This is a genomic window from Streptomyces sp. NPDC051776 (assembly GCF_040681345.1).
In the GTDB taxonomy this organism is placed as follows: Bacteria; Actinomycetota; Actinomycetes; order Streptomycetales; family Streptomycetaceae; genus Streptomyces.
Map to the genome: position 1 here is coordinate 64,823 of NZ_JBFAYQ010000021.1, position 21,616 is coordinate 86,438.

Annotated in this window: 17 protein-coding genes; 5 read left to right on the plus strand and 12 right to left on the minus strand. The window is 72.0% G+C overall.

Going from position 1 to position 21,616, the window contains the following annotated elements; genetic code table 11:
- Position 1 precedes the first annotated feature (1 nt).
- The 4 genes from AB0M26_RS17990 to AB0M26_RS18005 all read left to right on the plus strand — a co-directional run bounded on the left by AB0M26_RS17990 (position 2) and on the right by AB0M26_RS18005 (position 5,267).
- Positions 2-1,177, plus strand: a complete 1,176-nt coding sequence (locus tag AB0M26_RS17990) for a DUF6596 domain-containing protein (RefSeq protein WP_365261870.1) — start codon at positions 2-4, stop codon at positions 1,175-1,177.
- Between the two features lie 663 nt (positions 1,178-1,840).
- Positions 1,841-2,515, plus strand: coding sequence for a hypothetical protein (locus AB0M26_RS17995; RefSeq protein ID WP_365261739.1), 675 nt, complete (start codon positions 1,841-1,843; stop codon positions 2,513-2,515).
- 100 nt (positions 2,516-2,615) lie between these two features.
- Positions 2,616-3,356, plus strand: coding sequence for an IPT/TIG domain-containing protein (locus tag AB0M26_RS18000; RefSeq protein ID WP_365261742.1), 741 nt, complete (start codon positions 2,616-2,618; stop codon positions 3,354-3,356).
- Positions 3,357-3,686: 330 nt separating this feature from the next.
- Positions 3,687-5,267 carry an IPT/TIG domain-containing protein gene (locus tag AB0M26_RS18005; RefSeq protein WP_365261745.1) on the plus strand — a complete coding sequence of 527 codons (1,581 nt, stop codon included), beginning with the start codon at positions 3,687-3,689 and terminating at the stop codon, positions 5,265-5,267.
- Positions 5,268-5,463: 196 nt separating this feature from the next.
- Here the strand turns inward: AB0M26_RS18005 and AB0M26_RS18010 are convergent, their stop codons facing one another.
- On the minus strand, positions 5,464-5,877 hold the full coding sequence (locus AB0M26_RS18010) for an ATP-binding protein (RefSeq protein ID WP_365261748.1): 414 nt from the start codon (positions 5,875-5,877) through the stop codon (positions 5,464-5,466).
- 280 nt (positions 5,878-6,157) lie between these two features.
- Here AB0M26_RS18010 and AB0M26_RS18015 point away from each other — a divergent pair, with 280 nt between their 5' ends.
- Positions 6,158-6,430, plus strand: coding sequence for a GlsB/YeaQ/YmgE family stress response membrane protein (locus AB0M26_RS18015; RefSeq protein ID WP_365261751.1), 273 nt, complete (start codon positions 6,158-6,160; stop codon positions 6,428-6,430).
- 130 nt (positions 6,431-6,560) lie between these two features.
- Here the strand turns inward: AB0M26_RS18015 and AB0M26_RS18020 are convergent, their stop codons facing one another.
- From AB0M26_RS18020 to AB0M26_RS18070, 11 genes are all read right to left on the minus strand, one after another.
- Positions 6,561-8,501, minus strand: a complete 1,941-nt coding sequence (locus tag AB0M26_RS18020) for an NAD-binding protein (RefSeq protein WP_365261874.1) — start codon at positions 8,499-8,501, stop codon at positions 6,561-6,563.
- A gap of 736 nt (positions 8,502-9,237) precedes the next feature.
- Positions 9,238-9,657, minus strand: a complete 420-nt coding sequence (locus tag AB0M26_RS18025; RefSeq protein WP_365261754.1) for a TIGR03668 family PPOX class F420-dependent oxidoreductase — start codon at positions 9,655-9,657, stop codon at positions 9,238-9,240.
- Between the two features lie 15 nt (positions 9,658-9,672).
- Positions 9,673-10,035, minus strand: coding sequence for a VOC family protein (locus AB0M26_RS18030; protein ID WP_365261757.1), 363 nt, complete (start codon positions 10,033-10,035; stop codon positions 9,673-9,675).
- Between the two features lie 137 nt (positions 10,036-10,172).
- Positions 10,173-11,045, minus strand: coding sequence for an ABC transporter permease (locus AB0M26_RS18035; protein ID WP_365261760.1), 873 nt, complete (start codon positions 11,043-11,045; stop codon positions 10,173-10,175).
- Complete coding sequence (locus tag AB0M26_RS18040) at positions 11,042-13,873, minus strand: alpha/beta fold hydrolase (protein WP_365261763.1); 2,832 nt, start codon at positions 13,871-13,873, stop codon at positions 11,042-11,044. The genes AB0M26_RS18035 and AB0M26_RS18040 overlap by 4 nt, the downstream gene beginning before the upstream one ends.
- A gap of 251 nt (positions 13,874-14,124) precedes the next feature.
- Complete coding sequence (locus AB0M26_RS18045) at positions 14,125-14,865, minus strand: flavodoxin family protein (protein ID WP_365261766.1); 741 nt, start codon at positions 14,863-14,865, stop codon at positions 14,125-14,127.
- A gap of 116 nt (positions 14,866-14,981) precedes the next feature.
- On the minus strand, positions 14,982-16,481 hold the full coding sequence (gene mmsA, locus AB0M26_RS18050) for a CoA-acylating methylmalonate-semialdehyde dehydrogenase (protein ID WP_365261769.1): 1,500 nt from the start codon (positions 16,479-16,481) through the stop codon (positions 14,982-14,984).
- 99 nt (positions 16,482-16,580) lie between these two features.
- Positions 16,581-18,485, minus strand: coding sequence for a 3D-(3,5/4)-trihydroxycyclohexane-1,2-dione acylhydrolase (decyclizing) (gene iolD / locus AB0M26_RS18055; RefSeq protein WP_365261772.1), 1,905 nt, complete (start codon positions 18,483-18,485; stop codon positions 16,581-16,583).
- Positions 18,482-19,483: a 5-deoxy-glucuronate isomerase gene (iolB, locus tag AB0M26_RS18060; RefSeq protein ID WP_365261775.1), complete on the minus strand. Its 1,002-nt coding sequence runs from the start codon at positions 19,481-19,483 to the stop codon at positions 18,482-18,484. Before iolB ends, iolD begins: the two co-directional genes overlap by 4 nt.
- A 30-nt stretch (positions 19,484-19,513) precedes the next feature.
- On the minus strand, positions 19,514-20,392 hold the full coding sequence (locus AB0M26_RS18065; RefSeq protein ID WP_365261778.1) for a deoxyribose-phosphate aldolase: 879 nt from the start codon (positions 20,390-20,392) through the stop codon (positions 19,514-19,516).
- A 28-nt stretch (positions 20,393-20,420) separates the two neighbouring features.
- A complete protein-coding gene (locus AB0M26_RS18070) occupies positions 20,421-21,524 on the minus strand; it encodes a 5-dehydro-2-deoxygluconokinase (protein ID WP_365261781.1) in 1,104 nt (367 codons plus the stop codon).
- Positions 21,525-21,616 lie beyond the last annotated feature (92 nt).

Consider the following 21,616-nt stretch of genomic DNA (forward strand, 5'->3'; position numbering starts at 1 on the left):
GATGGACGAGGTTCTGCTCCGGAGCCTCACGCCGAGCGTGCTCGGGGTTCTCGTCCGCCGCGGAGCCGACTTCGCGGCGGCCGAGGACGCCGTGCAGGACGCGCTGGTCGAGGCGGTCCGCGTCTGGCCGGCCGACCGGCCGCATGACCCCAAGGGCTGGCTGGTCACGGTGGCCTGGCGCAAGTTCCTCGACGCGAGACGGGCGGACGCCGCCCGCCGCCGCCGTGAGGACCTCGTCCACGAGGAGCCGGTGCCCGGGCCCGCGCCCGCGGCGGACGACACGCTCCAGCTCTACTTCCTGTGCGCCCACCCGTCGCTGACGCCGTCGTCCGCGGTCGCGCTGACGCTGCGCGCCGTCGGCGGGCTGACCACCCGCCAGATCGCCCAGGCCTACCTGGTGCCCGAGGCGACCATGGCGCAGCGCATCAGCCGGGCCAAGCGCACCGTCTCCGGCGTGCGGTTCGATCGGCCCGGCGACGTGGCCACCGTGCTGCGCGTGCTCTACCTGGTCTTCAACGAGGGCTACTCCGGTGACGTCGACCTCGCTGCCGAGGCCATCCGGCTCACACGCCGGCTCGCGGCCGCGATCGACCACCCCGAGGTGGCGGGGCTGCTCGCCCTCATGCTGCTGCACCACGCCCGGCGCGCCGCCCGGACCGCGCCCGACGGCAGCCTGGTGCCGCTCGCCGAGCAGGACCGCGGCCTGTGGGACACCGAGTCGATCGCCGAGGGCATCGAGATCCTGCAGGCGGCCCTCGTCCGCGACCGACTGGGCGAGTTCCAGGCCCAGGCCGCAGTCGCGGCGCTCCATGCCGACGCGGCCACCGCAGAGGAGACCGACTGGGTGCAGATCGTCGAGTGGTACGACGAGCTCGTGCGCCTGACCGACAGCCCGGTCGTCCGGCTCAACCGTGCGGTGGCTGTCGGCGAGGCCGACGGGCCGCGCGCCGGCCTGGCGGCGCTCGCGGCGCTGGACGACTCTTTCCCGAGCTCTTCGAGCAGGGGACACCCCCTGCCCCGCCGCACCGCGGTGGCGGCATACCTCCACGAACGCGACGGCGACCTGGTGACGGCGGCCCGGCTGTACGCCGAGGCGGCCCGGAATGCGCCCAACCTCGCCGAGCGCGACCATCTGACGCGCCAGGCCGCCCGGCTCAACGCCAGCGGGCGGCACTGACCTCCGCGCTCGGTTTTCCCGTGGCGATTGGCACGGCCCCGTGGCCGGAGTGGTCGCCTCACAGTGAGGAGGTGGGCAGGACCAGCCGCGCGCGCGTGGCCGGGTGGGGCAGCTCAGCGGCGGACGACCTGCGCGCCGGAGGCCTGGTCTCTCCACGGACCCGTACGCGAACTGCCCCGTGAAGGTGGCCCATCCGCGACGATGGTGCCGCCTGGAAAGCGGCTCACCAGGTTTTGTCCAGGACGAGGCCATAACTGAGTGCACTCGCCCCGGAGATGAGAGGATTCCCGGCTGGGAGCGCTCACGGACCGCTCACGGAACGGGCACGGAAGCGCGCAGGGAATCGCGCGGTGGTACGGGTGGTGGTACGCCCCGAAAGGCCCTCACCTCGCACACCGGAAAGCCCGGTACGACTAATTCCGCTTTTCTTGTCGGTCTCCGTGCCGGGTGATTCGCTGAATTCATCCACACCGGCGGGCCGCCCACCCTCCCGGGGGAGTGACGACATGGCGGTCCCGTCGCCGGCTTGCGAGCCGGACCGGGCTTCCCAGCCGCCGCGTCGCTGGGCAGGCTCCCCCGCGGAGGAACTGGATCCAGCAGTCGGTGCCGGCCAAGACGGCACCGACTGGTGCGGCTCGTACCTCGACGCGCGAAGGAGTCCCGATGCGAGCCCCCCGCAGAGTCCCAGCTCTCCTCGGTGCCGCCGCCCTGGCGGCGGGTCTTGCGCTCCTCCCCGCCGAGGCCCGGGCCGTACAGTTCGTGGGCTGCAGTGAGGACGCCTTGGTCGACGCCATCGAGGCGGCCAACACCGCGGGCGGGGACACCCTTTTCCTGTCCCCGTTCTGCACGTACTCGCTCACCCGAGCCCACAGCGCCGACGGGGCGTCAGGGCTGCCGGAGATCACCGCGCCGATCACCCTCAGCGGAACGGTGTCCGACATCGTCCGCGCCCCGGGTTCCCCCGAGTTCCGTATCGCGAAGGTCGACGGGACCGGGACCAACCACGGCGAGTTGCATCTCGTCACGGTCACCATCCGCGGCGGTGACGCACCCGGACTCGAAGCGGGCGGCGGCATCGCCAACGTCGCCGGTCGCGTGACGCTGACCAGCAGCACCCTGCGCGACAACCGGGCCAGCGTCGGCGGCGGTCTCTACAACGACACCGGCACGTCGACGCTCAACGGAAGTGTCGTGGTGGGCAACACGGCCGACGACCCCGCCGGAGGCGGGGGAATCTACGAGCTGTCCGGCTCGGTGAATCTCGTGGGCACCCTGATCGGGAGCAACGCGCCGAACAACTGCGCTCCGGCGAGCAGCGTGCCCTTCTGCTCGGGCTGACCCACCGTCCGCGCCCCCGTTCCCGGGCGCGGCCCCCATTCTGCGGACGGTTTCTCCCGCCCGCTCCGCCCCCAACGCACAGGCAACCAGGAGGTATCCCATGCCCATCACACCCAACCAGGGGTCGACCGGCGGAGGAACCGCTGTCACGATCAGCGGCACCAATCTCACCGGCACGTCCGCCGTCCGGTTCGGATCCAAGCTCGCCACCAACGTCACCGTCGTCAACCCCACGACGGTCACCGCCACTTCACCCTCGGGCAGCGGCACGGTCGACGTCACCGTGACCACCACCGGCGGCACCAGCAACCCCATACCCTTCTTCTACGTCGGGTCGCCGTTCAAGTCGTCGCTGAACCCCGCGTCGGGCTCCACGGCCGGCGGCAACACCGTCACCATCAACGGAACGGGCCTGTCCACCGCGACCAATGTGTCCTTCGGCGGCACCAACGCCACCCCCACCGTGGTCTCGGACAGCGTGATCACCGTGACCGCGCCGGCGCACGCGGCAGGGCCCGTGAGCGTCACCGTCACCACCGCGGGCGGCAGCAACAACGGGCTGTCGTACACCTATGTCGGGGCACCCACGATCACCACGGTGGCACCGACCGAGGGGCCGGAGTCCGGTGGCACCGCCGTGACCATCACCGGCACCAACCTCGGCAGCACCCAATCGGTCACCTTCGACGCGACGGCGGCGCCGTTCTCGGTCATCAACTCGACCACGCTCTCCGCCGTTTCGCCTCCCGGAACGGGCACGGTCGACGTCATCGTCACCAACGCCGCCGGGAGCGACACCGAAGTCGACGCCTTCACCTACGTCGCCGGCCCCGGGATCTGATCCGGTCCGGCACGCTCTGCCGCCCGCGGCCGTCACCGCGGGCGGCAGCGGAGCACCGCAGGGTCGCTCAAGAGACCGCCGACGGCGGCTCGTCGGACCGCTGCGCGGGCGCTGCACGCATCGGGTTGCGCGAACAGTTGACCCGCACCCGGTGCGCGGGCCGCTGCAACTGGCCGCAGCGCGGCCGCCGTCCCGGTCGCCGTACGGGCTTGGCGGGCGGGTCCTCGTGCACCGGACGGAACGGCCCGAGGTCCCTCACGCCGGCGGGTCCCGGCCGGTCTTCGCCACGGCCGGCCGGGCCCGCGCCATCACGCCGTCAGGAGAGCAGCCATGAGCAGGGCCGAACCGTCACACGAGGCGAAAGACCCGATACCCGTCGCGGCGCTCCTGGCCGTGCCCGTGGTCAGCTCGATCAGCCCGTCCTCCGGTTCGACGGGCGGAGGCAGCGCGGTCACGGTGACCGGCAGCGGCTTCAGCGGCGCCACACAGGTGCGATTCGGCGCCACACCGGCAGGTTCGTTCACGGTCAACTCCGACACCCGGATCACTGCGGTGTCCCCGGCGGGCTCCGGCACGGTAGGGGTCACCGTCACCACGCCCGGCGGCATCAGCTCCCAGTTCGTGCCGTACACCTACGTCGCCGTGGCCGCGCCCGTGCTCAACTCCCTCAACCCCAGCTCGGGTCCACCCACCGGCGGCACCACCGTCACCCTCACCGGAACCGGCCTCAGCGGCGCCACCGCGGTCACCTTCGGTACGACCGCGGCCCCCTCCTTCACCGTCGTCTCCCCCACCCGGATCACCGCGGTGTCCCCGGCGGGCTCGGGCACGGTGGGAGTCACGGTCACCACGCCCGGCGGGGTCAGTGCCCAGTTCGTGCCGTACACCTACGTCGCCGTGGCCACGCCCGTGCTCAACTCCCTCAACCCCAGCTCGGGTCCACCCACCGGCGGCACCACCGTCACCCTCACCGGAACCGGCCTCAGCGGCGCCACCGCGGTCACCTTCGGTACGACCGCGGCCCCCTCCTTCACCGTCGTCTCCCCCACCCAGATCACCGCCACCGCCCCACCTGGAACCGGAACCGTCCAGGTCACAGCCACCACCCCCGGCGGCACCAGCAACGGGCTCTCCTACACCTACGTGGCGGCACCCGGTCTCACGACGATCGCTCCCGCCCAGGGGCCGGCCACCGGGAACACGACCGTTACCCTGACGGGCAGCGGTTTCACTGGCGCGACGCAGGTGAACTTCGGTGCCGTACCCGCGACATCGTTCACGGTGATCTCCGACACCCAGATCACTGCCGTGGCTCCCGCGGCGTGTCCCGGCGCCGCCGCCGTGACCGTCACCACCCCTGCGGGCACGACTCCGCCAACCGTCTTCTACTTCTACCGCGGCACCCCCGCCGTCACGCAGATCTCCCCGGACACGGGGCCGGTGTCCGGGGGAACGACGGTCACGCTCACCGGAAGCAATCTCCTCGGCGCCACGGCGGTGCGGTTCGGGGCCACGTCCGCCCCGTCGTTCACGGTGGTCTCCGACACCCAGGTGACCGCCACGGCACCCGCGTCGTCCGCCGGTGCCGTCGCCGTCACGGCCATCACCCCCGGCGGCACCAGCACGCCCACGGTCACCTACACCTACGCCGCCGTCCCCTCCCTCACCTCTCTCGCACCGCCTTCGGGGCCTGCCACGGGCGGCAACACGGTCACCCTGATCGGTACGGGGCTGACGCTTGCCCAGTCCGTCACCATCGGCGGCGCACCAGCGGCCTTCACGGTGGTCTCCGACACGTACGTCACCGCGATCGCACCGCCGGGCCCTGCGGGTTCGTCCACTGTCGCGGTGACCACCCCCGGTGGCACCGCGACCCGCACCTACACGCGCGTCGCCCCGCCGACGGTGTGAAGGTGGCCCGGGCGACTGCCGTGAGCGCCCGTGCCCGCACCCAGGCCCGGCCCGTCCCGAAGCGGCGTGCAGTGTCGGCCACTTGGGCACAGATACGCCGCAAGCCCTTCTCCGCCTCCGTCAGACAGTTTCGGTCGGGCACCTTCAGCACGCTCCGTAGTCGGCAGGGAGGGCGGCGCGGTGGGCGTCCGGGCGCTCAGCGCAGGCCCATGGCGAGGGTGACCACGGCACCGACCGCCCCCGCAGCGATCTCCAGGCGGTCGGCGAGCTGCTGCGTCAGCCACAGGCCGCGACCGCCCTCCCCGCTGCACACTCCCGGCGGATCGGGCGGGATGACGTCCTCCGTGAAGCCCGGGCCGTGGTCGGTGACCTTGCAGTGCAGCGTGCCGTTGCTGCGGTAGAGGAGGAGGCGCCCGGCCCCGCCACCGTGCTCGACGGCGTTGCACGCCACCTCGTGCACGGCGAGGACGAAGTCGCTGCGCCGAGGCTCCCCGAGACCGGCGCGGGCGGCGCACTCCGTGAGCTGCCGCCGCAGTATGGGCACGTCCTCGGCCGCGAAGGGCAGCTCCAGCAACTGCTCCCGCGGCAGGTCCGCCACATCCGCGTTCATGGCATCGCCACCTCGACCTCGGTCAGGACAAGCCGCAATGGTGCACTGCGGAGGAAACCGCAATCCGCATATGACGCTACTCGGCGTCATCGTGCGACACCACGTGTCACAACTTTTGCGCCGAGGCGTACGCATCTTGACCGGACGAACCATGGAGACGACAGAAAGCGTCCTTTCAGTGTCCGGACATGAACTCCGGGCAGAGTTCCGGGCAGAGTTCCGGACAGAGCGCCGGACAGAGCGCCGGACTGGAACAGCATGTGTGTGAGAGGACGCCGATATGAGCATCGTCAGTTGGATCATCCTCGGCCTCATCGCCGGAGTCATCGCCAAGATCCTTCTCCCGGGCCGCGACCCGGGCGGGCTGATCGGCACGACCTTCATCGGGATCGTCGGATCCTTCGTCGGCGGGTGGCTCTCGCTGCACTTTCTCGACCGGCCGGTGCCTAAGGACTTCTACGATCCGGAGACCTGGGTCGCGGCCATCGGCGGCGCCCTGGTGCTGCTGATCGGCTACCGGATCCTCTTCGGCCACTCGCGGGAACGCCGCTGATCCGCGTCCGCGTCTCGCCTGCCGCCCGGATGCCCCGCATGCGCGGATGCCTACTGCCGCAACTCCCCTCCGGGCGCGGCCCGTCCGGTCAGGACCGGGCGCCGCGGCCGAGGATGCCGGACGCCGCCGTTCAGCGTGACCCGGGGTCCGCGTCCCGGTCCGGTTGCGCACCGCGCTGACAGGGTTCCGCCTCGCCGTCCGGGGATGGATCCCGGCGCGCATCCGGTCCGGCTCCCGGGTCCTCCCCCGGCTCCGGCGCGCGGCGCGGAGCCCGGCCCGGCGCCTCGTCCTGTGCCGCGCCGCGCTGCAGCAGATGGCCCAGACCGTGCCGGGTGGCGGCGATGACGACGCGGTCCTCCGGCTGCAGCACATATCCGGGGTGCAGGTCCCATTCGAGCTCCGGCCCGCGGTGCTCCGGGTCGACCCGCAGCGGCAGGGAGAGATCGGGGTTGCGCTCCTCGGGGGCGGCGACATCGAGGGCCAGGACCCGCCAGGCACCGGGGCGAAACGCTTCAGCAACCGTGCGGCCCGCGAGTTCGGGGTGGCCGCCGACCTCGATCGCGGCGAAGAGCAGCACGCGGCGCTGCACCGGGATGGCGCCGAGGATCTGGCGGCCCATCATGGCCCCCGCGAAGGATGGCCCGGCCAGTGCCGACACGCTGCGGCTGCGGGTGAGAGCGCCGGGGTAGGAGTCCCGCAGCGTGCGGTAGACGGTGGTGGAGAACTTGTCGTCGTACAGCCGCAGGACGACCCTCAGATCGGGCCGTATCTCGCGCGCGTAGAGCACGGCTTCGAGGTTGGTGCTGTCGCTGCTGGTGAGGGCGAGCAGCACGCGGCTGCGCCGGATCTTGGCCGCCTCCAGGACGCCTTCCTCGGTGACGTCGCCGATGACGACCGGGACCCTCCTGCTGCGCGCGACGGCCAGTCCACGGGCGTTCTGGTCGCGTTCGACGCAGACCACCGGCACGTCGAGTTCGCAGAGCCGGTCCAGCACACGCGCCCCCACCTTCCCCAGGCCCAGCAGGACGACGTGTCCGGACAGTCCGCTCGGCGGTCTGCGGACGGAGGAGGCGGCACGGAAGGACCCGTAGCTCTCCAGCACGACGGCGAACAGCAGGGGAAGCATCATCAACCCGGCCAGGCCCGCGAGGAGTTGCAGGACCTGACGGCCCGTGGACTCCCCCACGGCGGGGTCGCCGATTCCGAAGACGTCGAGCAGCGCCAGATAGAACGCGCTCAACGGGCCGGCCGGGGTGACCAGCCAGGTGAGCACGGCGAGCAGGACCACCAGCCCGGTGAGCCCCGCGGTCGCAATGCGCAGCCTGCGGGAGAAGAAGGACGCCAGGGGGAGCGATCCTGCCATCCGCGGTGCGGGCAAGGCCCGTTCCGTGCCGTGGCTCATCGCCTCCAGGACGACGGCGGGGTGGGCGGCGTGCGTACGGGCCAGCGTCTCGTCGTCCGGCAGCAGTTGGGGCTCTTCGTCGTCCGAGGTGGCATGCAGGGCGAGGGTGCACAGCGCGCCCCGGCTGGTGCGTTCGCCCGCGCTGCGGTCGGAGGCGCGCAGCATGAGCCCGTCGGCCTGAACGATCTTGGTGGTGCCGGTGACGGCCGCCGCGGCCAGCGAGTGGGCGGCGGTGTCCGCGTCGGACAGCACCGTCGTCGAGGCTTCGATCGTCCGGGAGTCCATCCCGGGCGCGCGGACGGCCGCAGCCCGCTCCAGGAGCGCCTCCAGATGCCGTCCGAGTTTGCGATTGAAGAGGCGTACGACGATGCGAAGTTCGGGGTTGAGGCGGCGGGCGCGCAGCGCGGCGTGGATGTTGTCCTGGTCGTCACCGGTGGCCAGCGCGAGCGCCGCGGCACCCTCCACACCGGCCTCGATCAGCGCGCCGTCGTCCGGCTCCGCTGCCTCGACGACCGCGACCTCCAGATCGGATCGGCGGGCGAGAGCGGCGATCTGGGGGCCGTGGCGATGGCGGACGGAGGGCAGGACGACGGTGACCCGCTCGCCGTAGACGGTGGCCAGTTCGGTGACGAGCCGGTGCGCGAGCGCGTTGTCCCCGCAGACGACCATGTGGCCGGCGCGCGGTGCACGGCGCGGGAACGGGAGTTGGAACGGCAGGGTAGGCACCTGTAGAGCATGCCTGCTCGACCCCAACGAGGTCATGGATCAAGCCAATTCGGCCGAACTATCCACTGCTGGCGACCTTCCGGTGACGATCACGATGCCCCGGGGCGGACGACCGCGCCGGACGTTGCGTGCGTGAAGCGGGAACCGGGCCTCTGGATCCCGGCCAGGGTGGCCCCGTCGGAATGGGGCCGAGGTGACCGAACAGTCCCGCTCCAGCAGTCAGCTGTACACAATCCTGCGGCGGACAGGGCCCGCACGGGACCGGACGAGGCCGTCGTCGCGACGGGCAGGGTTCCGCACGGGACCGGCCAGGGACATCGGCAAGCGGGTCCGCCTGCCCGCACGGAACGGCGGGGCCCGTCGGCAGACGGGTCCGCCTGCCCGCACGGGACCGGCCAGGGACATCGGCAGACGGGGCCGCCTGCCCGCACGGGACCGGCCAGGGACATCGGCAGACGGGGCCGCCTGCCCGCACGGGACCGGCGGGGCCCGTCGGCAAGCAGGTCCGCTTGCCGATCTCCTGGTCCCGTATGAGGTCCTTCAGCAGCCGGACGAACGTCCCCGTGGCGATCTCCTGGCTGCCGGGGCCCTGCTTGATCGAGGAACAGGCCTTGTCGTTGTCAGGTTGAGCGGCTTGGAGGGGCTCTTGTCCGAAGCCGACCCGGAGCCCGCGGCAGATTCAGGAGGCGTAGGACCAGCCGGACCAGCGGTACACCGTGACCGCCACCACCGGGCCGCGGGGCGGCCGTTCACGGTACGGCGGATACTTCTCCACCAGCAGCGCCACCGGGCGCGCCCGGCCCGACTCGTCCTCGATGATCTCGGCGGTGCCGTCGGCGCGCACCCACCAGAGGGCGGCCCAGTCCTCCGCATAGTGGTCGGCCAGCAGCGCGACGCTCGCGTTCGCCCGGATGTTGCGCAGCCGCCGCAGATCCCGGACGCGCTTGGGCTTGTGGTCGACTGCGGAGAAGAACGTGTCACCGTCCAGCGCGAACGTGACGGGCACGAGGTGCGGCCGTCCGTCATCGCTCACCGTGGCGAGCCGGGCGACCCGTTGTGCCGCGAAGCGCCGCCGCGCCTCGGCCGGTTGGAGTTCCATGGCACGCGGCCGCGGTCAGGATGCGGACGGCGGCTGGTGCAGCCCGAAGCGTGAGCCCTGGTCGTCGCGGCAGAGTCGGAAACGGCCGAAGGTACGGACGGAGTCCTCGTCCCCCTCGACATCCGCCTCCTCGACCGTGCCACCCAGCTCCCGGACGCGGTCGAGCGCCGTGTCCAGGTCGTCGACGCGGAAGAACAGATACGGGCCGGCGCCCGGGTCACCTCCGTGCATGCCACCGGGCAGGCCCGGCGTGCCGATGGCGAATCCACCGCCCACGGGGCCCGGCTCGAAGGTCCAGCCGAAGAGGGCGCCGTAGAAGGCACGGCCCTGCTCGGGATCCTCCACGCCGATCTCGAAGAAGGCCGGTTCACCGGTCATCGGGCTCGCTCCCTCGGTCGTCATGGACGTCGCACCGACCACCGTACGGCGCGCCGGACACCATCGCCCGGCGAGCACCGACCGCGGAGGACGCAGGAGCGCGGCATCCGGAATCGGCGCCGGCAGACCACGCGTCGTCAGGACACCACGTCCTTGGTGCGGAAGCCGCGGAACGCGAGCGCGCCCAGGACCAGCGCGTAGGCCACCGAGACGGCCGTCCCCTTGATCATCCCGGCCCACTCCACCTGCTGCTGCAGCGCGTCCGCCCAGGCGAACTGCCAGTGAGCGGGCAGGAAGTCGCGCCACGAACCGAGCGCGGTGACCTGGTCGAGCACATTGCCGACGATCGTCAGGCCCACCGCGCCGCCCACGGCGCCCAGCGGGGCGTCGGTCACCGTCGAGAGCCAGAAGGCGAGGGCCGCGGTGACGAGCTGCCCGACGAAGATGTACGCAACGACCAGCGCCAGGCGCGGCAGGGCCGTGCCTGGCGCGAGGAAACCCCCGGTGGGGAGCTGCAGGGCATCCCAACCGTAGGCCGCTGTGCCCGCGGCGAGCGCGACCACGGGGAGCAGCACCATCGCCGCCGCGCTGAAGGCAAGCCCCACCGCCAGCTTGGCGGCCAGCAGCCGGGTGCGGGGCACGGGCGCGGCCAGCAGGTAGCGCAGCGAGGACCAGCTCGCCTCCGAGGCGACCGTGTCGCCGCAGAACAGCGCGACCGGCACGACGAGCAGAAAGCCCGCCGAGACGAAGAGGCAGGTCGCGGCGAAATTCGCGCCCGAGGCCGTGGCGGTGTCGACGAGCGTCACGCGGCTGTTCCCGTTGTCCGAGCCGCCGCCGATGGCGAAGGCGGCGATCAGGACGAACGGCAGGGCGGCGAGCACCCCGCCCATCACGTACGTGCGGCGGCGGCGCAGCTGGCGCATGGCCTCCACGCGCAGGGGCAGGGTGTGCCGGGCGCGGTAGCCGGGCGCCGACTGCACGAGCGCGCCGGTGCGGTCCGTCGCGGTCACGGGGTGCCTCCTCCGATCAGGGTGAGGAACGCGTCCTCCAGGCGGCGGTGCGGCCCGACCCGGTCCACCGGGATCTCCAACCGAACCAGTTCGACGAGCAGTTCGGGGGTGGTCAGCCCGTCCAGGCGTACGAGCAGGCCCTCGTCGGTGCGCACCGCGGAGACGACACCCGGCAGGGCGGCGACCCGGTCCGCGACGGCGCCGGAGGGCGAGCCGCCCGCGACCCCGACCAGCAGCGTGTCCCCGCTGCCGGTGATCTCAGCGACGGGGCCCGCGGTGACCAGCTCGCCGCGGTCCATCACGACCAGGTGCGTGCAGCTCTGCTCGACCTCCGCCAGCAGATGGCTGGAGACGATGACGGTCCGTCCGGCGGCGGCGTACCGGATCAGGACCTCGCGCATCTCGCGGATCTGCGGCGGGTCCAGGCCGTTGGTGGGCTCGTCGAGGATCAGCAGATCCGGCAGGCCGAGCATGGCCTGGGCGATGGCGAGACGCTGCCGCATGCCCTGGGAGTACGTACGGACGGCGCGCTCCAGGGCGTCACCGAGACCGGCGATCTCCAGGGCCTCCTCGATGTGCGCGTCCGCCGCCGGGCGTCCGGTCGCCCTCCAGTAGAGATCGAGGTTTGCGCGCCCGGACAGATGCGGCAGGAATCCGGCGCCCTCGACGAACGAGCCGACCCGCGACAGCACGGGCGCACCCGGCACGACGGCGTGCCCGAAGATGCGGATTCCGCCCGCGTCGGGCCGGATCAGACCCATGAGCATGCGCAGGGTGGTGGTCTTGCCGGCGCCGTTGGGGCCGAGCAGTCCCAGCACCTGGCCGCGTTCGACACGGAAGGACAGATCGCGGACCGCGTACCGGTCGTCGGACTTGGCGTACCGCTTGGTCAGGTCCGTGATCTGCAGCGGCACATCGGCCAGTTCCGCGTCGGGCGGCAGTACGGCGGTGCGGCGGCGGCCGGTCAGCAGCAGGGCGGCCGCCGCGACGGCTCCGGCCAGCGGCAGGCCCCAGGCCCACCAGGGCAGGGCCTCGTAGCCGGACCGCACCTCGGGCGCGGTCGGCACGGTCAGAGCGCCGGACCCGTCGAGAGCGACGGAGTGGGTGGCGGGCTCGGCCGGGGACGCGTACGCGAGATCGGTCGAGGAGACGACGAGCCGCATCCGGTGCCCGGCCGGGAACGTGTGGTCGACCGGTGGCAGCTCCAGCCGGACGGTCTTCCCCTCCTTCGCGCCGGCGACACGGACGGGGGTGACGAGCTGCGAGGGCAGCACCCTGCTGCCGTCCGGGCCGACGTCGTAGACCTTGGCGAACAGCACGGCCTCGTCCGCGTCGGACCTGACCTTCACACGGACGGATGACGAACCGGTGACGCGGGTGCCGGACGACAGCGGCCGGGACTGGAAACTCGCGTACTGGCCGGGGAAGTCGACGGACACCCCGACGCCCAGGCCGGACAGCCGCGACAGGCCGCCGACCCCGGGCAACCCGGAGATCGCGGGCGGGGTGGAACCGGCCGGGTTGGCGATCCGCTGCTCGCGGCCTCCGAGCGTGACGCTGCGGCGCTCGGTGCCCCTCAGCCCCGGGTAGCGCTCGCCCGTCGCGCCGCGGAGCTGGGAGCGGCCGTCGGTGGAGTCGATGCCTCCCGTGCGGGAGACGCGGAAGGCCGGTCCGGTGTCGGTGTTCTCCTCGCCCTTCAGATAGCGGTCGAACCAGGCCGTGACGCGGTTCCTGACCCGGTCGGTCTCCTGGTCCCCGCCGTCGTGGCCGCCGGCGAGCCAGTCGACCGCTACGGGCGCGCCGTTGCCCCGGACGGCGCGGGCGATGCGGTCGGCGTTGTCCAGCGGGAACAGCGAGTCGGTCTGGCCCTGCATGATCAGGGTGGGGACCTTGATGCGATCACCGACAGCCGACGGACTGCGCTCGGCGAGCAGGTCGCGCGCCGCGGAATCCGGCTTGCCCGCGACCGCCACCCGCTCGTACATCGCGCACAGCTCCTTCTCGAACCGGCCGCAGCCGGGCTCCTGTCCGGGCGGCGGGACCGCGCCGGGCGCGGCTCCAGTGTCTCCGCCCACGCTCTGCCCGGCCGCCGGGTCCTGGCCGGAGGCGGCGGCCTGTGCGTCGTCACCCGGGGTCCGGCCGCCTTCCCCGCCGCCGGTCGGGATGGGGGCGGAGCCGGTGGAGAAGAAGATCCCGGCCCACAGGCTCTTGAACACCCCATGGGGAAACAGTGCGTCGGCCAGGTTCCAGTACGTGTTCTGCGGCGCGATGGCGTCGACGCGCTTGTCGTACCCAGCGGCCAGCAGCGAGATCGCGCCCCCGTACGAGGCTCCGGCGACCCCCACGCGAGGGTCGCCGGAAGAGTCCAGCCGCACCTCCGGACGCTTCGCCAGCCAGTCGATCATCCCGCGGACATCGGCGACTTCACGGTCCGGATCGTTGATCCCGATGCGGCCGGTGGACCTGCCGAAGCCGCGCGCGGACCAGGTCAGTACGGCGTAGCCGTCGCGGGCCAGCTTCTCCGCCTCGCCGCGGAGCTGCTCCTTGCTGCCCCCGAAGCCATGGGCGAGGAGGACGGCGGGACGGCGGGTGGTGGCGGGTCCGGCGGTGTAGAAGGCGGTGTCGATCCTCACGTCCTCGGAGGAGCGCGGTGTCTCGGGCAGGGCGAGGATCCGGTCCTCCCGGTGCACCGGCTCCTCGTCCCCGGCCGCCGCGCTCCAGCCGATGCCGCCGGCGAGCACGGCGAGCACGGCAAGGACCGCGAGCCACCGCCCCCGCCGCTGGGGCATCCGGGGCCGGGGTACGCGTCCGGGCAGTCGGAGATCCATGTCCCGGATCCTACGGACGCCCTCGGACATGCCGAGGGGGCCTGTGGACGGAATCCCGGCGTCTCCCGTTGCGGTAGAAGGCGGTCACCGCGTACCACGACGGCGGTACGGAGCGGTTGCATGGCCCTTACAGCGGTGCCCCTCGGAAGAAACGGCCAGTGTCGGCCAGATGGCGCACAAGTCCGGAAAAACCGTACGGACTTCGCCGTCGGCGGTGTACCGGATCTCACAGCCCCGGGCGGTCCGCTCCCTCAGCGGTGCTCGGGGTTCTCGTAGTCGAAGCGGCAGCCCGCGTCCCACTCGGCCCGCTGGTTGCCGTACGCCGGGAAGCCGCCCGCGTCCTTCAGAAGCCGTGCGAGATGCATCAGGTTCCAGGTCATGAAGGTGGTGTTGCGGTTGGTGAAGTCGTTCTGCGGCCCGCCCGATCCCTCGTCCAGGTAGGACGGTCCCGGGCCGACCTCACCGATCCAGCCCGCGTCGGACTGGGGCGGGATGGCGTAGCCGAGGTGCTGAAGGCTGTAGAGCAGGTTCATGGCGCAGTGCTTGACGCCGTCCTCGTTCCCGGTGACGAGGCAGCCACCGACGCGCCCGTAGTAGGCGTACTGGCCCCGGTCGTTGAGCAGGGACGAACAGCTGTAGAGGCGCTCGACCACCCGCTTGGTGACCGAGCTGTTGTCGCCGAGCCAGATGGGCCCGGCCAGGACCAGGATGTCGGCGTCCAGCACCCGCTCGTAGAGTTGCGGCCACACGTCACTGGCGGCGCCATGCTCGGTCATGTCGGGCCATGTCCCGGTCGCGATGTCATGGTCGGCGGCGCGGATCTCGTCCACCTGGACGCCCTCGCGCTCCATGATGGAGCGGCTGATGTCGACCAGGCCCTGGGTGTTGCTCACGGCCGGGGACGGCTTGAGGGTGCAGTTGATGAACAGGGCCTTCAGGTCGTCGTACGTGCTCCGGGCCGAGGCCCCTCCGGATGCGGCGGATGCGGTCACAGGTCTCCTCCTCGAGTCGCCCCCGGCCGCTCAGCTCACCACGGCGCCCCGGGGCCCCGGACGCGACACGGCCCGGCATGTCGCCGGGCCGTGTGACGCGATCCGTCCTTCGAAGGTCAGTGGTTCTTCGGGAAGCCGAGGTCCACGCCGCCGTCCTCCGGGTTCGGCCAGCGCGTGGTGACGACCTTGCCGCGCGTGTAGAAGTGCACGCCGTCGTTGCCGTAGATGTGGTGGTCGCCGAAGAGCGAGTCCTTCCAACCGCCGAAGGAGTGGTAGCCGACCGGCACCGGGATCGGCACGTTGACACCGACCATGCCCGCCTGGACCTCCAACTGGAAGCGGCGGGCGGCGCCGCCGTCGCGGGTGAAGATGGCCGTGCCGTTGCCGAAGGGCGAGGCGTTGATGAGCGCGAGGCCGTCCTCGTAGGTCTCGGCGCGCAGCACGCACAGCACCGGGCCGAAGATCTCGTCCTTGTACGCGTCGGAGTCCGTGGAGACCTTGTCGAGCAACGAGAGGCCGATCCAGTGGCCGTCCTCGAAGCCCTCGACGGTGAAGGCGGTGCCGTCCAGGACGACGTCGGCGCCCTGGGCCGCGGCACCCGTCACGTAGGAGGCGACCTTGTCGCGATGGGCCTTCGTGATGAGCGGACCCATCTCGGAGGTCGGGTCGTTGCCCGGGCCGATCTTGATCTTCTCGGCGCGGTCGCGGATCTTCGCCACCAGCTCGTCGCCGACACCGCCGACCGCGACGACCGCGGAGATTGCCATGCAGCGCTCGCCGGCCGAACCGTACGCGGCGGAGACCGCGGCGTCGGCGGCCGCGTCGAGGTCGGCGTCGGGGAGGACCAGCATGTGGTTCTTGGCGCCGCCGAGGGCCTGGACGCGCTTGCCGTTGGCGGAGGCGGTGGTGTGGATGTAGCGGGCGATCGGAGTGGAGCCGACGAAGGAGACGGCGGCCACGTCCGGATGCTCGAGCAGCCGGTCGACGGCGACCTTGTCACCGTTGACGACGTTGAGGACGCCCTCCGGCAAACCGGCCCGGGCGGCCAGCTCGGCGAGGAGGATCGCCGCGGACGGGTCCTTCTCGCTGGGCTTGAGGACGAAGGTGTTTCCGCATGCGATGGCGAGCGGGAACATCCACATCGGCACCATGGCGGGGAAGTTGAACGGGGTGATGCCCGCGACGACACCGAGCGGCTGCCGGATCGAGGACACATCCACACGGCTGGACACCTGCGTGGACAGCTCGCCCTTGAGCTGGGTCGTGATCCCGCAGGCGAGCTCGACGATCTCCAGGCCGCGCGCGACCTCGCCCAGCGCGTCGGAGTGCACCTTCCCGTGCTCGGCGGTGATCAGCTCGGCGATCTCGTCGCGGTGAGCGTCCAGCAGCGCGTGGTACTTGAAGAGCACGGCGGTACGTGCCGCGAGCGAGGAGGTGCCCCACGTCGCGAACGCCTCCTTGGCCGCGGCCACCGCGGAGTCGACCTCCTCGACCGAGGCCAGCGCGACCCGGGTGGTCTGCGCACCGGTCGCCGGGTCGGTCACCGGGCCGTAGTTGCCGGAATCGCCTTCGACGGACTTCCCGCCGATCCAGTGGTCGATGGTCTTCATGGTCATCCTTTGCGAGAGGCGGTGGGCAACGGGTGGGCGGTGGTGCGCGGGCCCCGACCGGACGATCGTTCGGCACTTGTCTCCGGACGGTGCCCCGCAACGGAGTCACAGGTGCCGGCGTCGGCCGGCGGCCTGCCGTTCGTACTCCTCCCGGGCCTTCACGGCCGCCGGGCGGGTGGCGGCCTCGGCCACAGGAACATCCCACCACGCCTGCGGTCCGGGCGCGCCGGACAGAGTGTCTGCTGTTTCGGTCTCCACATAGACACATGTGGGACGGTCGGAGGCGCGAGCCGTGGCCAACGCTTCGCGCAGCTCACCGACAGTCCTCGCGCGGAGCACATCCATGCCGAGACTGGCGGCGTTGGCGGCCAGATCGACGGGCAGCGGGTCGCCGGTGTAGGCGCCTTCACCAGGGCCTTCGGCCTGAGGGGACCCCCAGACCCGGAAGCGGTAGGCGGTACCGAAGCGTTCGCCGCCGGTCAGCTCGGAGAGACCGCCGATGGAGGCGTAGCCGTGGTTCTGGACCAGCACCACATTGATGTTGATGCCCTCCTGTACGGCGGTGACGATCTCCGTCGGCATCATCAGATACGTGCCGTCCCCGACCAGGGCCCACACGGGGCGGTCGGGGGCGGCCAGGCGTACGCCGATGGCGCCGGGGATCTCGTAGCCCATGCAGGAGTAGCCGTACTCGACGTGGTACTGCCGCGGGGAGCGGGTCCGCCAGAGCTTGTGCAGGTCGCCCGGCATGGACCCGGCCGCGTTGATCACCACGTCCTCGTCGCCGACGACGGCGTCCAGCGCGCCGAGCACCTGCGTCTGCGTCGGCCGCGCGCTCTCGTCCGGAGCGGCGTACGCCCGGTCGACGGCCTCCTCCCAGCGCTCCTTGCCTGCGGTGTACTCACGCACGTAGGCCGGGTCGACGCGGTGGCCCTCCAGCGCGGCGGCCAGGGCTTCGAGGCCGGCTCGGGCATCGGCGACAACCGAGAGACCGGCCATCTTGTGGGCGTCGAAGGCGGCGATGCTGAGGTTGAGGAAACGGACGCCGGGCTCCGCGAAGAGGGTGTTGGAGGCGGTGGTGAAGTCCGTCCAGCGGGTGCCCACGCCGATCACGAGGTCGGCGGTGCGGGCCAGGTCGTCGGCCACGGCCGTACCGGTGTGGCCGATGCCGCCCACGTCCGCCGGGTGGTCGTGGCGCAGCGAGCCCTTGCCCGCCTGGGTGGCGGCGACCGGGATGCCGGTGGCGTCGGCGAGGGCCTTCAGCGCGTCCTCGGCCTCGCTGTGATGGATGCCTCCGCCCGCGACGATCAGGGGGCGTGCGGCAGCCCGTACGAGCCGCGCGGCCTCGGCGAGCGCGTCCGCGTCCGGTGCTGGGCGGCGGATGTGCCAGACCCGTTCGGCGAAGAACTCCTCGGGCCAGTCGAAGGCCTCGGCCTGCACGTCCTGCGGCAGGGCGAGCGTGACGGCGCCGGTGTCGACAGGGTCGGTGAGGACCCGCATGGCCTGGAGCGCGGCCGGAATCAGCGACTCGGGCCGTACGACCCGGTCGAAGTACTTCGACACCGGGCGCAGGCAGTCGTTGACCGACACATCACCCGCGTACGGAACTTCGAGCTGCTGGAGGACGGGGTCGGCGGGCCGGGTGGCGAACACGTCGCCGGGCAGCAGCAGCACAGGCAGCCGGTTGATGGTGGCGAGCGCGGCGCCGGTGACGAGGTTGGTCGCGCCGGGGCCGATGGAGGTGGTGACGGCGTGAGTGGACAGGCGGCCGGACTGGCGGGCGTAGCCGACGGCCGCGTGGACCATGGCCTGTTCGTTGCGGCCCTGGAGGTACGGCATGCGCCCGGGCCCGGACTCCAGCAGCGCCTGCCCGATGCCCGCGACGTTGCCGTGGCCGAAGATGCCCCAGCAGGCACCGATGAGCCGCTGCCGGTGGCCGTCGCGCTCGGTGTACTGCCGGGAGAGGAACTCCACCAGCGCCTGGGCGACGGTGAGCCGTCGAGTGGTCATCGCTTTCCTCCAGCGGGGGCCTCGTAGAGCGGGAGCCGCGAATCGACGGCCTGGTCGTCCCAGGTGCCGCGGATCCAGGCGTGGTCGGGGTGGTCGCAGATCAGCCAGGCGCGCTCGTCGCCGGGGCCGGCCATGACGTTGAGGTAGTACATGGCGTGGCCGGGGGCGGCGATGGACGGGCCGTGCCAGCCGTCGGGGATGAGGACGACGTCCCCGGCGCGGACCTCGGCGAGCACGTCGGTGTCCTTGCCGGGGCCCGAAGGGGTCACGCGCTGGTAGCCCAGGCCCTCGGTGCCGTGCGCCTCGGCGATCTCGAAGTAGTAGATCTCCTCCAGCTCCGATTCCTTGCCCGGACGGAACTCGTCGTGCTTGTGCGGTGGGTAGGAGGACCAGTTGCCGCCCGGGGTCAGCACTTCGACCGCGATGAGCCGGTCGGCCTCGAAGACCCCGGCGGCAGCAAAGTTGTTGACCTGCCGGGAGCAGTTCCCGGTGCCGCGCAGCTCGACCGGGACGCCGGATGCGGGCCCGTAGCGTGCAGGCAGACGGCGCTCGCAGCGGGCACCGGTGAGTGCGAACCGTCCGCCTGCGGCCGAGGTAATGCGGGCGCGCGCGTCGCGCGGGACGTACGCGAAGTCGCTGACGCCGCTGAACACGCTCTCCCTGCCGTGGAGTTCGAAGGTGTGGGCGGTCTCGGAGGTGGCGGAGGTGGCGGCCGATTCGGAGGTGGCGGCGGACTCGGAGGTGGCGGATGTGTCCGCGGGCTCGCAGGTGTCGCTGGTGCGAGAGGCCTCGCCATCGATGGTCACGGTGCAGCCGCCGCTGAGCGGCAGCACGATCCACTCGCTGTCACCGGCGTCGAGGGCGTGCGTGGCGCCCGGCGCGAGTTCGAGGACGCGCAGGGCGGAGTAGTCCCAGCCGGCCCTCTTCGGATCGATGTCCACGACGTACGGGCTTCTCGCCGCGCTCCCGGCCGGAAGGTGGAAGCTGGTGGAGGTCATGAGGTCAAGTCTCCTGTGGGGTACGGCGGTTCACAGCAGTCCGACGGCGGTGTCGACGGCCCCGGCGACGTCCCCGTCCGCCGGGTAGAGCAGCGAGCGTCCGACCACCAGGCCCTGCACGGTCGGCAGCCGCAGCGCCTTACGCCACTTCTCGTAGATCTCGTCCTGGTCGCGGCCGACCTCGCCGCCGAGCAGGACGGCGGGGAGCGTGGAGGCCTCCATGACGCTCGCCATCTCGTCCGGGTCCTCGGTGACCGGCACCTTCAGCCAGGTGTACGCGGACGTGCCCGCGAGTCCGGAGGCGATGGCGATGGACTTGGTGACGGCCGCGGCGCTGAGGTCGTTGCGCACCTTGCCGTCCACGCGGCGGGATATGAACGGCTCGACGAAGACCGGGAGCCGGTGGGCGGCCATGGCGTCGATGGTGCGGGCGGTGGAGAGCAGCGTGGTGAGCGAGCCCGGGTCCTCGTAGTCGATGCGCAGCAGCAGCTTTCCCGCGTCGAAGCCGAGGCGGTGGATGTCCTCGGCACGGGGCCCGGTGAAGCGGTCGTCCATCTCGAAGACGGCGCCGGCGAGGCCGCCGCGGTTCATGGAGCCGATCACAACCTTGTGATCGAGAGCGCCGAGCAGGAGCAGGTCGTCGAGGATGTCCGCGGTGGCCAGGACGCCGTCCACCCCGGGTCTGGACAGCGCCAGGCACAGCCGCTCCAGCAGCTCGGTGCGGTTGGCCATGGCCAGGTCGTGGTCGCCGATGGCCAGGGCGCCGCGCGCGGGGTGATCGGCGGCCACGATCATCAGCCGCCCGCTGTCCCCGATCAGGGGGCGGCGGACGCGGCGGGCCGCGGCCTCGGCGATGGCCTCCGGGTGCCGGGTCCGCACCTTCACGATGTCGGAGAGACGGATGCTCAAGGGTGCCTTCTCTGGGGTCGTCGGTGCGTCAGGAGCGGGCCAGGAGGTCCTCGACCTCGGCCTCGGTGGGCATCGCGGCGGAGCAGGCGAGGCGAGAGGCGACGATGGCGCCGGCCGCGTTGGCGTGGCGCATGGTTCGCGTCAGGTCCCACCCCGCGAGCAGCCCGTGGCACAGGGAGCCGCCGAACGCGTCGCCCGCGCCGAGGCCGTTGACCACGTCGACGGGCACGGGCGGGACTTCGGCGGAGGTGCCGTCGCGGTGGACGGCGAGGACGCCCTTCGGTCCCTGCTTGACGACGGCGAGTTCGACACCGGCGTCGATGAGCGCCTCGGCGGCGAGGCGGGGTTCGCGCTCGCCGGTGGCGACCTCGCACTCGTCGAGGTTGCCGACGGCGACGGTGGCGTGGGCGAGGGCCTGGCTGTAGTACGCGCGGGCGTTACGGGCGTCGGGCCAGAACATCGGGCGCCAGTCGAGGTCGAACACGGTGGTGTGGAGGGCGGGTTCAACAGCGGGCACCGCTGTGGCCGCTGTTGCCGCTGAGGCGCTCGCCGGCGCTGACCTGGCGGGGCCCGCGATGGCCGGCGCTGACCTGGCGGGGCCTGCGCTGGCCGGTGCGGGGCCCGCCGCACTGCGGGCCTCCAGCGCGGCGAGCGTCGCGGCCCGGCTCGGCTCCTCGCACAGACCGGTGCCCGTCATCCAGAACACCCGGGCCGCCCTGATGGCGTCGAGATCGAGCTCGTCCGCCACGACCTCCAGGTCGGGCGCCTTGGGCTCCCGGTAGAAGTACAGCGGGAAATCGTCCGGCGGGAAGATCTCGCAGAACGTGACGGGTGTGGGGTACCGGTCGACGGCCGTCACCCAGCGGTCGTCCACGCCGAAGTCGCGCAGCGCCTGGTGGATGTAATGGCCGAACGGGTCGTCCCCGGTGCGGCTGATGACCGCTGTACGGCGGCCGAGCCGGGCCGCGGCGACGGCGACATTCGTCGGCGAGCCACCGAGGAACTTCCCGAACGTCTCGACCTGCGCCAGCGACACACCGGTCTGGAGCGGGTAGATATCCACCCCGATGCGTCCCATGGTGATCAGGTCATAAGGGCTGTACGGGTCGTACGGCTCGTAAGGCTCAGGCATGCGCGCCCCTTCATTGCTCGTCCGGCGCTCGTCCGGGCTGGCCGGCCCGGTGACAGGTCTAGCCCTGACCGCCGGACACTGTCAATAGTTTG

Excerpts from the sequence above, each read along its gene's own strand:
- AB0M26_RS17990 (WP_365261870.1), top strand. The coding sequence starts at position 2 with ATGGACGAGGTTCTGCTCCGGAGCCTCACGCCGAGCGTGCTCGGGGTT.
- AB0M26_RS17995 (WP_365261739.1), top strand. The coding sequence starts at position 1,841 with ATGCGAGCCCCCCGCAGAGTCCCAGCTCTCCTCGGTGCCGCCGCCCTG.
- AB0M26_RS18000 (WP_365261742.1), top strand. The coding sequence starts at position 2,616 with ATGCCCATCACACCCAACCAGGGGTCGACCGGCGGAGGAACCGCTGTC.
- AB0M26_RS18005 (WP_365261745.1), top strand. The coding sequence starts at position 3,687 with ATGAGCAGGGCCGAACCGTCACACGAGGCGAAAGACCCGATACCCGTC.
- AB0M26_RS18010 (WP_365261748.1), bottom strand. The coding sequence starts at position 5,877 with ATGAACGCGGATGTGGCGGACCTGCCGCGGGAGCAGTTGCTGGAGCTG.
- AB0M26_RS18015 (WP_365261751.1), top strand. The coding sequence starts at position 6,158 with ATGAGCATCGTCAGTTGGATCATCCTCGGCCTCATCGCCGGAGTCATC.
- AB0M26_RS18020 (WP_365261874.1), bottom strand. The coding sequence starts at position 8,501 with ATGGTCGTCTGCGGGGACAACGCGCTCGCGCACCGGCTCGTCACCGAA.
- AB0M26_RS18025 (WP_365261754.1), bottom strand. The coding sequence starts at position 9,657 with ATGGAACTCCAACCGGCCGAGGCGCGGCGGCGCTTCGCGGCACAACGG.
- AB0M26_RS18030 (WP_365261757.1), bottom strand. The coding sequence starts at position 10,035 with ATGACCGGTGAACCGGCCTTCTTCGAGATCGGCGTGGAGGATCCCGAG.
- AB0M26_RS18040 (WP_365261763.1), bottom strand. The coding sequence starts at position 13,873 with ATGGATCTCCGACTGCCCGGACGCGTACCCCGGCCCCGGATGCCCCAG.
- mmsA (WP_365261769.1), bottom strand. The coding sequence starts at position 16,481 with ATGACCATGAAGACCATCGACCACTGGATCGGCGGGAAGTCCGTCGAA.
- iolD (WP_365261772.1), bottom strand. The coding sequence starts at position 18,485 with ATGACCACTCGACGGCTCACCGTCGCCCAGGCGCTGGTGGAGTTCCTC.
- iolB (WP_365261775.1), bottom strand. The coding sequence starts at position 19,483 with ATGACCTCCACCAGCTTCCACCTTCCGGCCGGGAGCGCGGCGAGAAGC.
- AB0M26_RS18070 (WP_365261781.1), bottom strand. The coding sequence starts at position 21,524 with ATGCCTGAGCCTTACGAGCCGTACGACCCGTACAGCCCTTATGACCTG.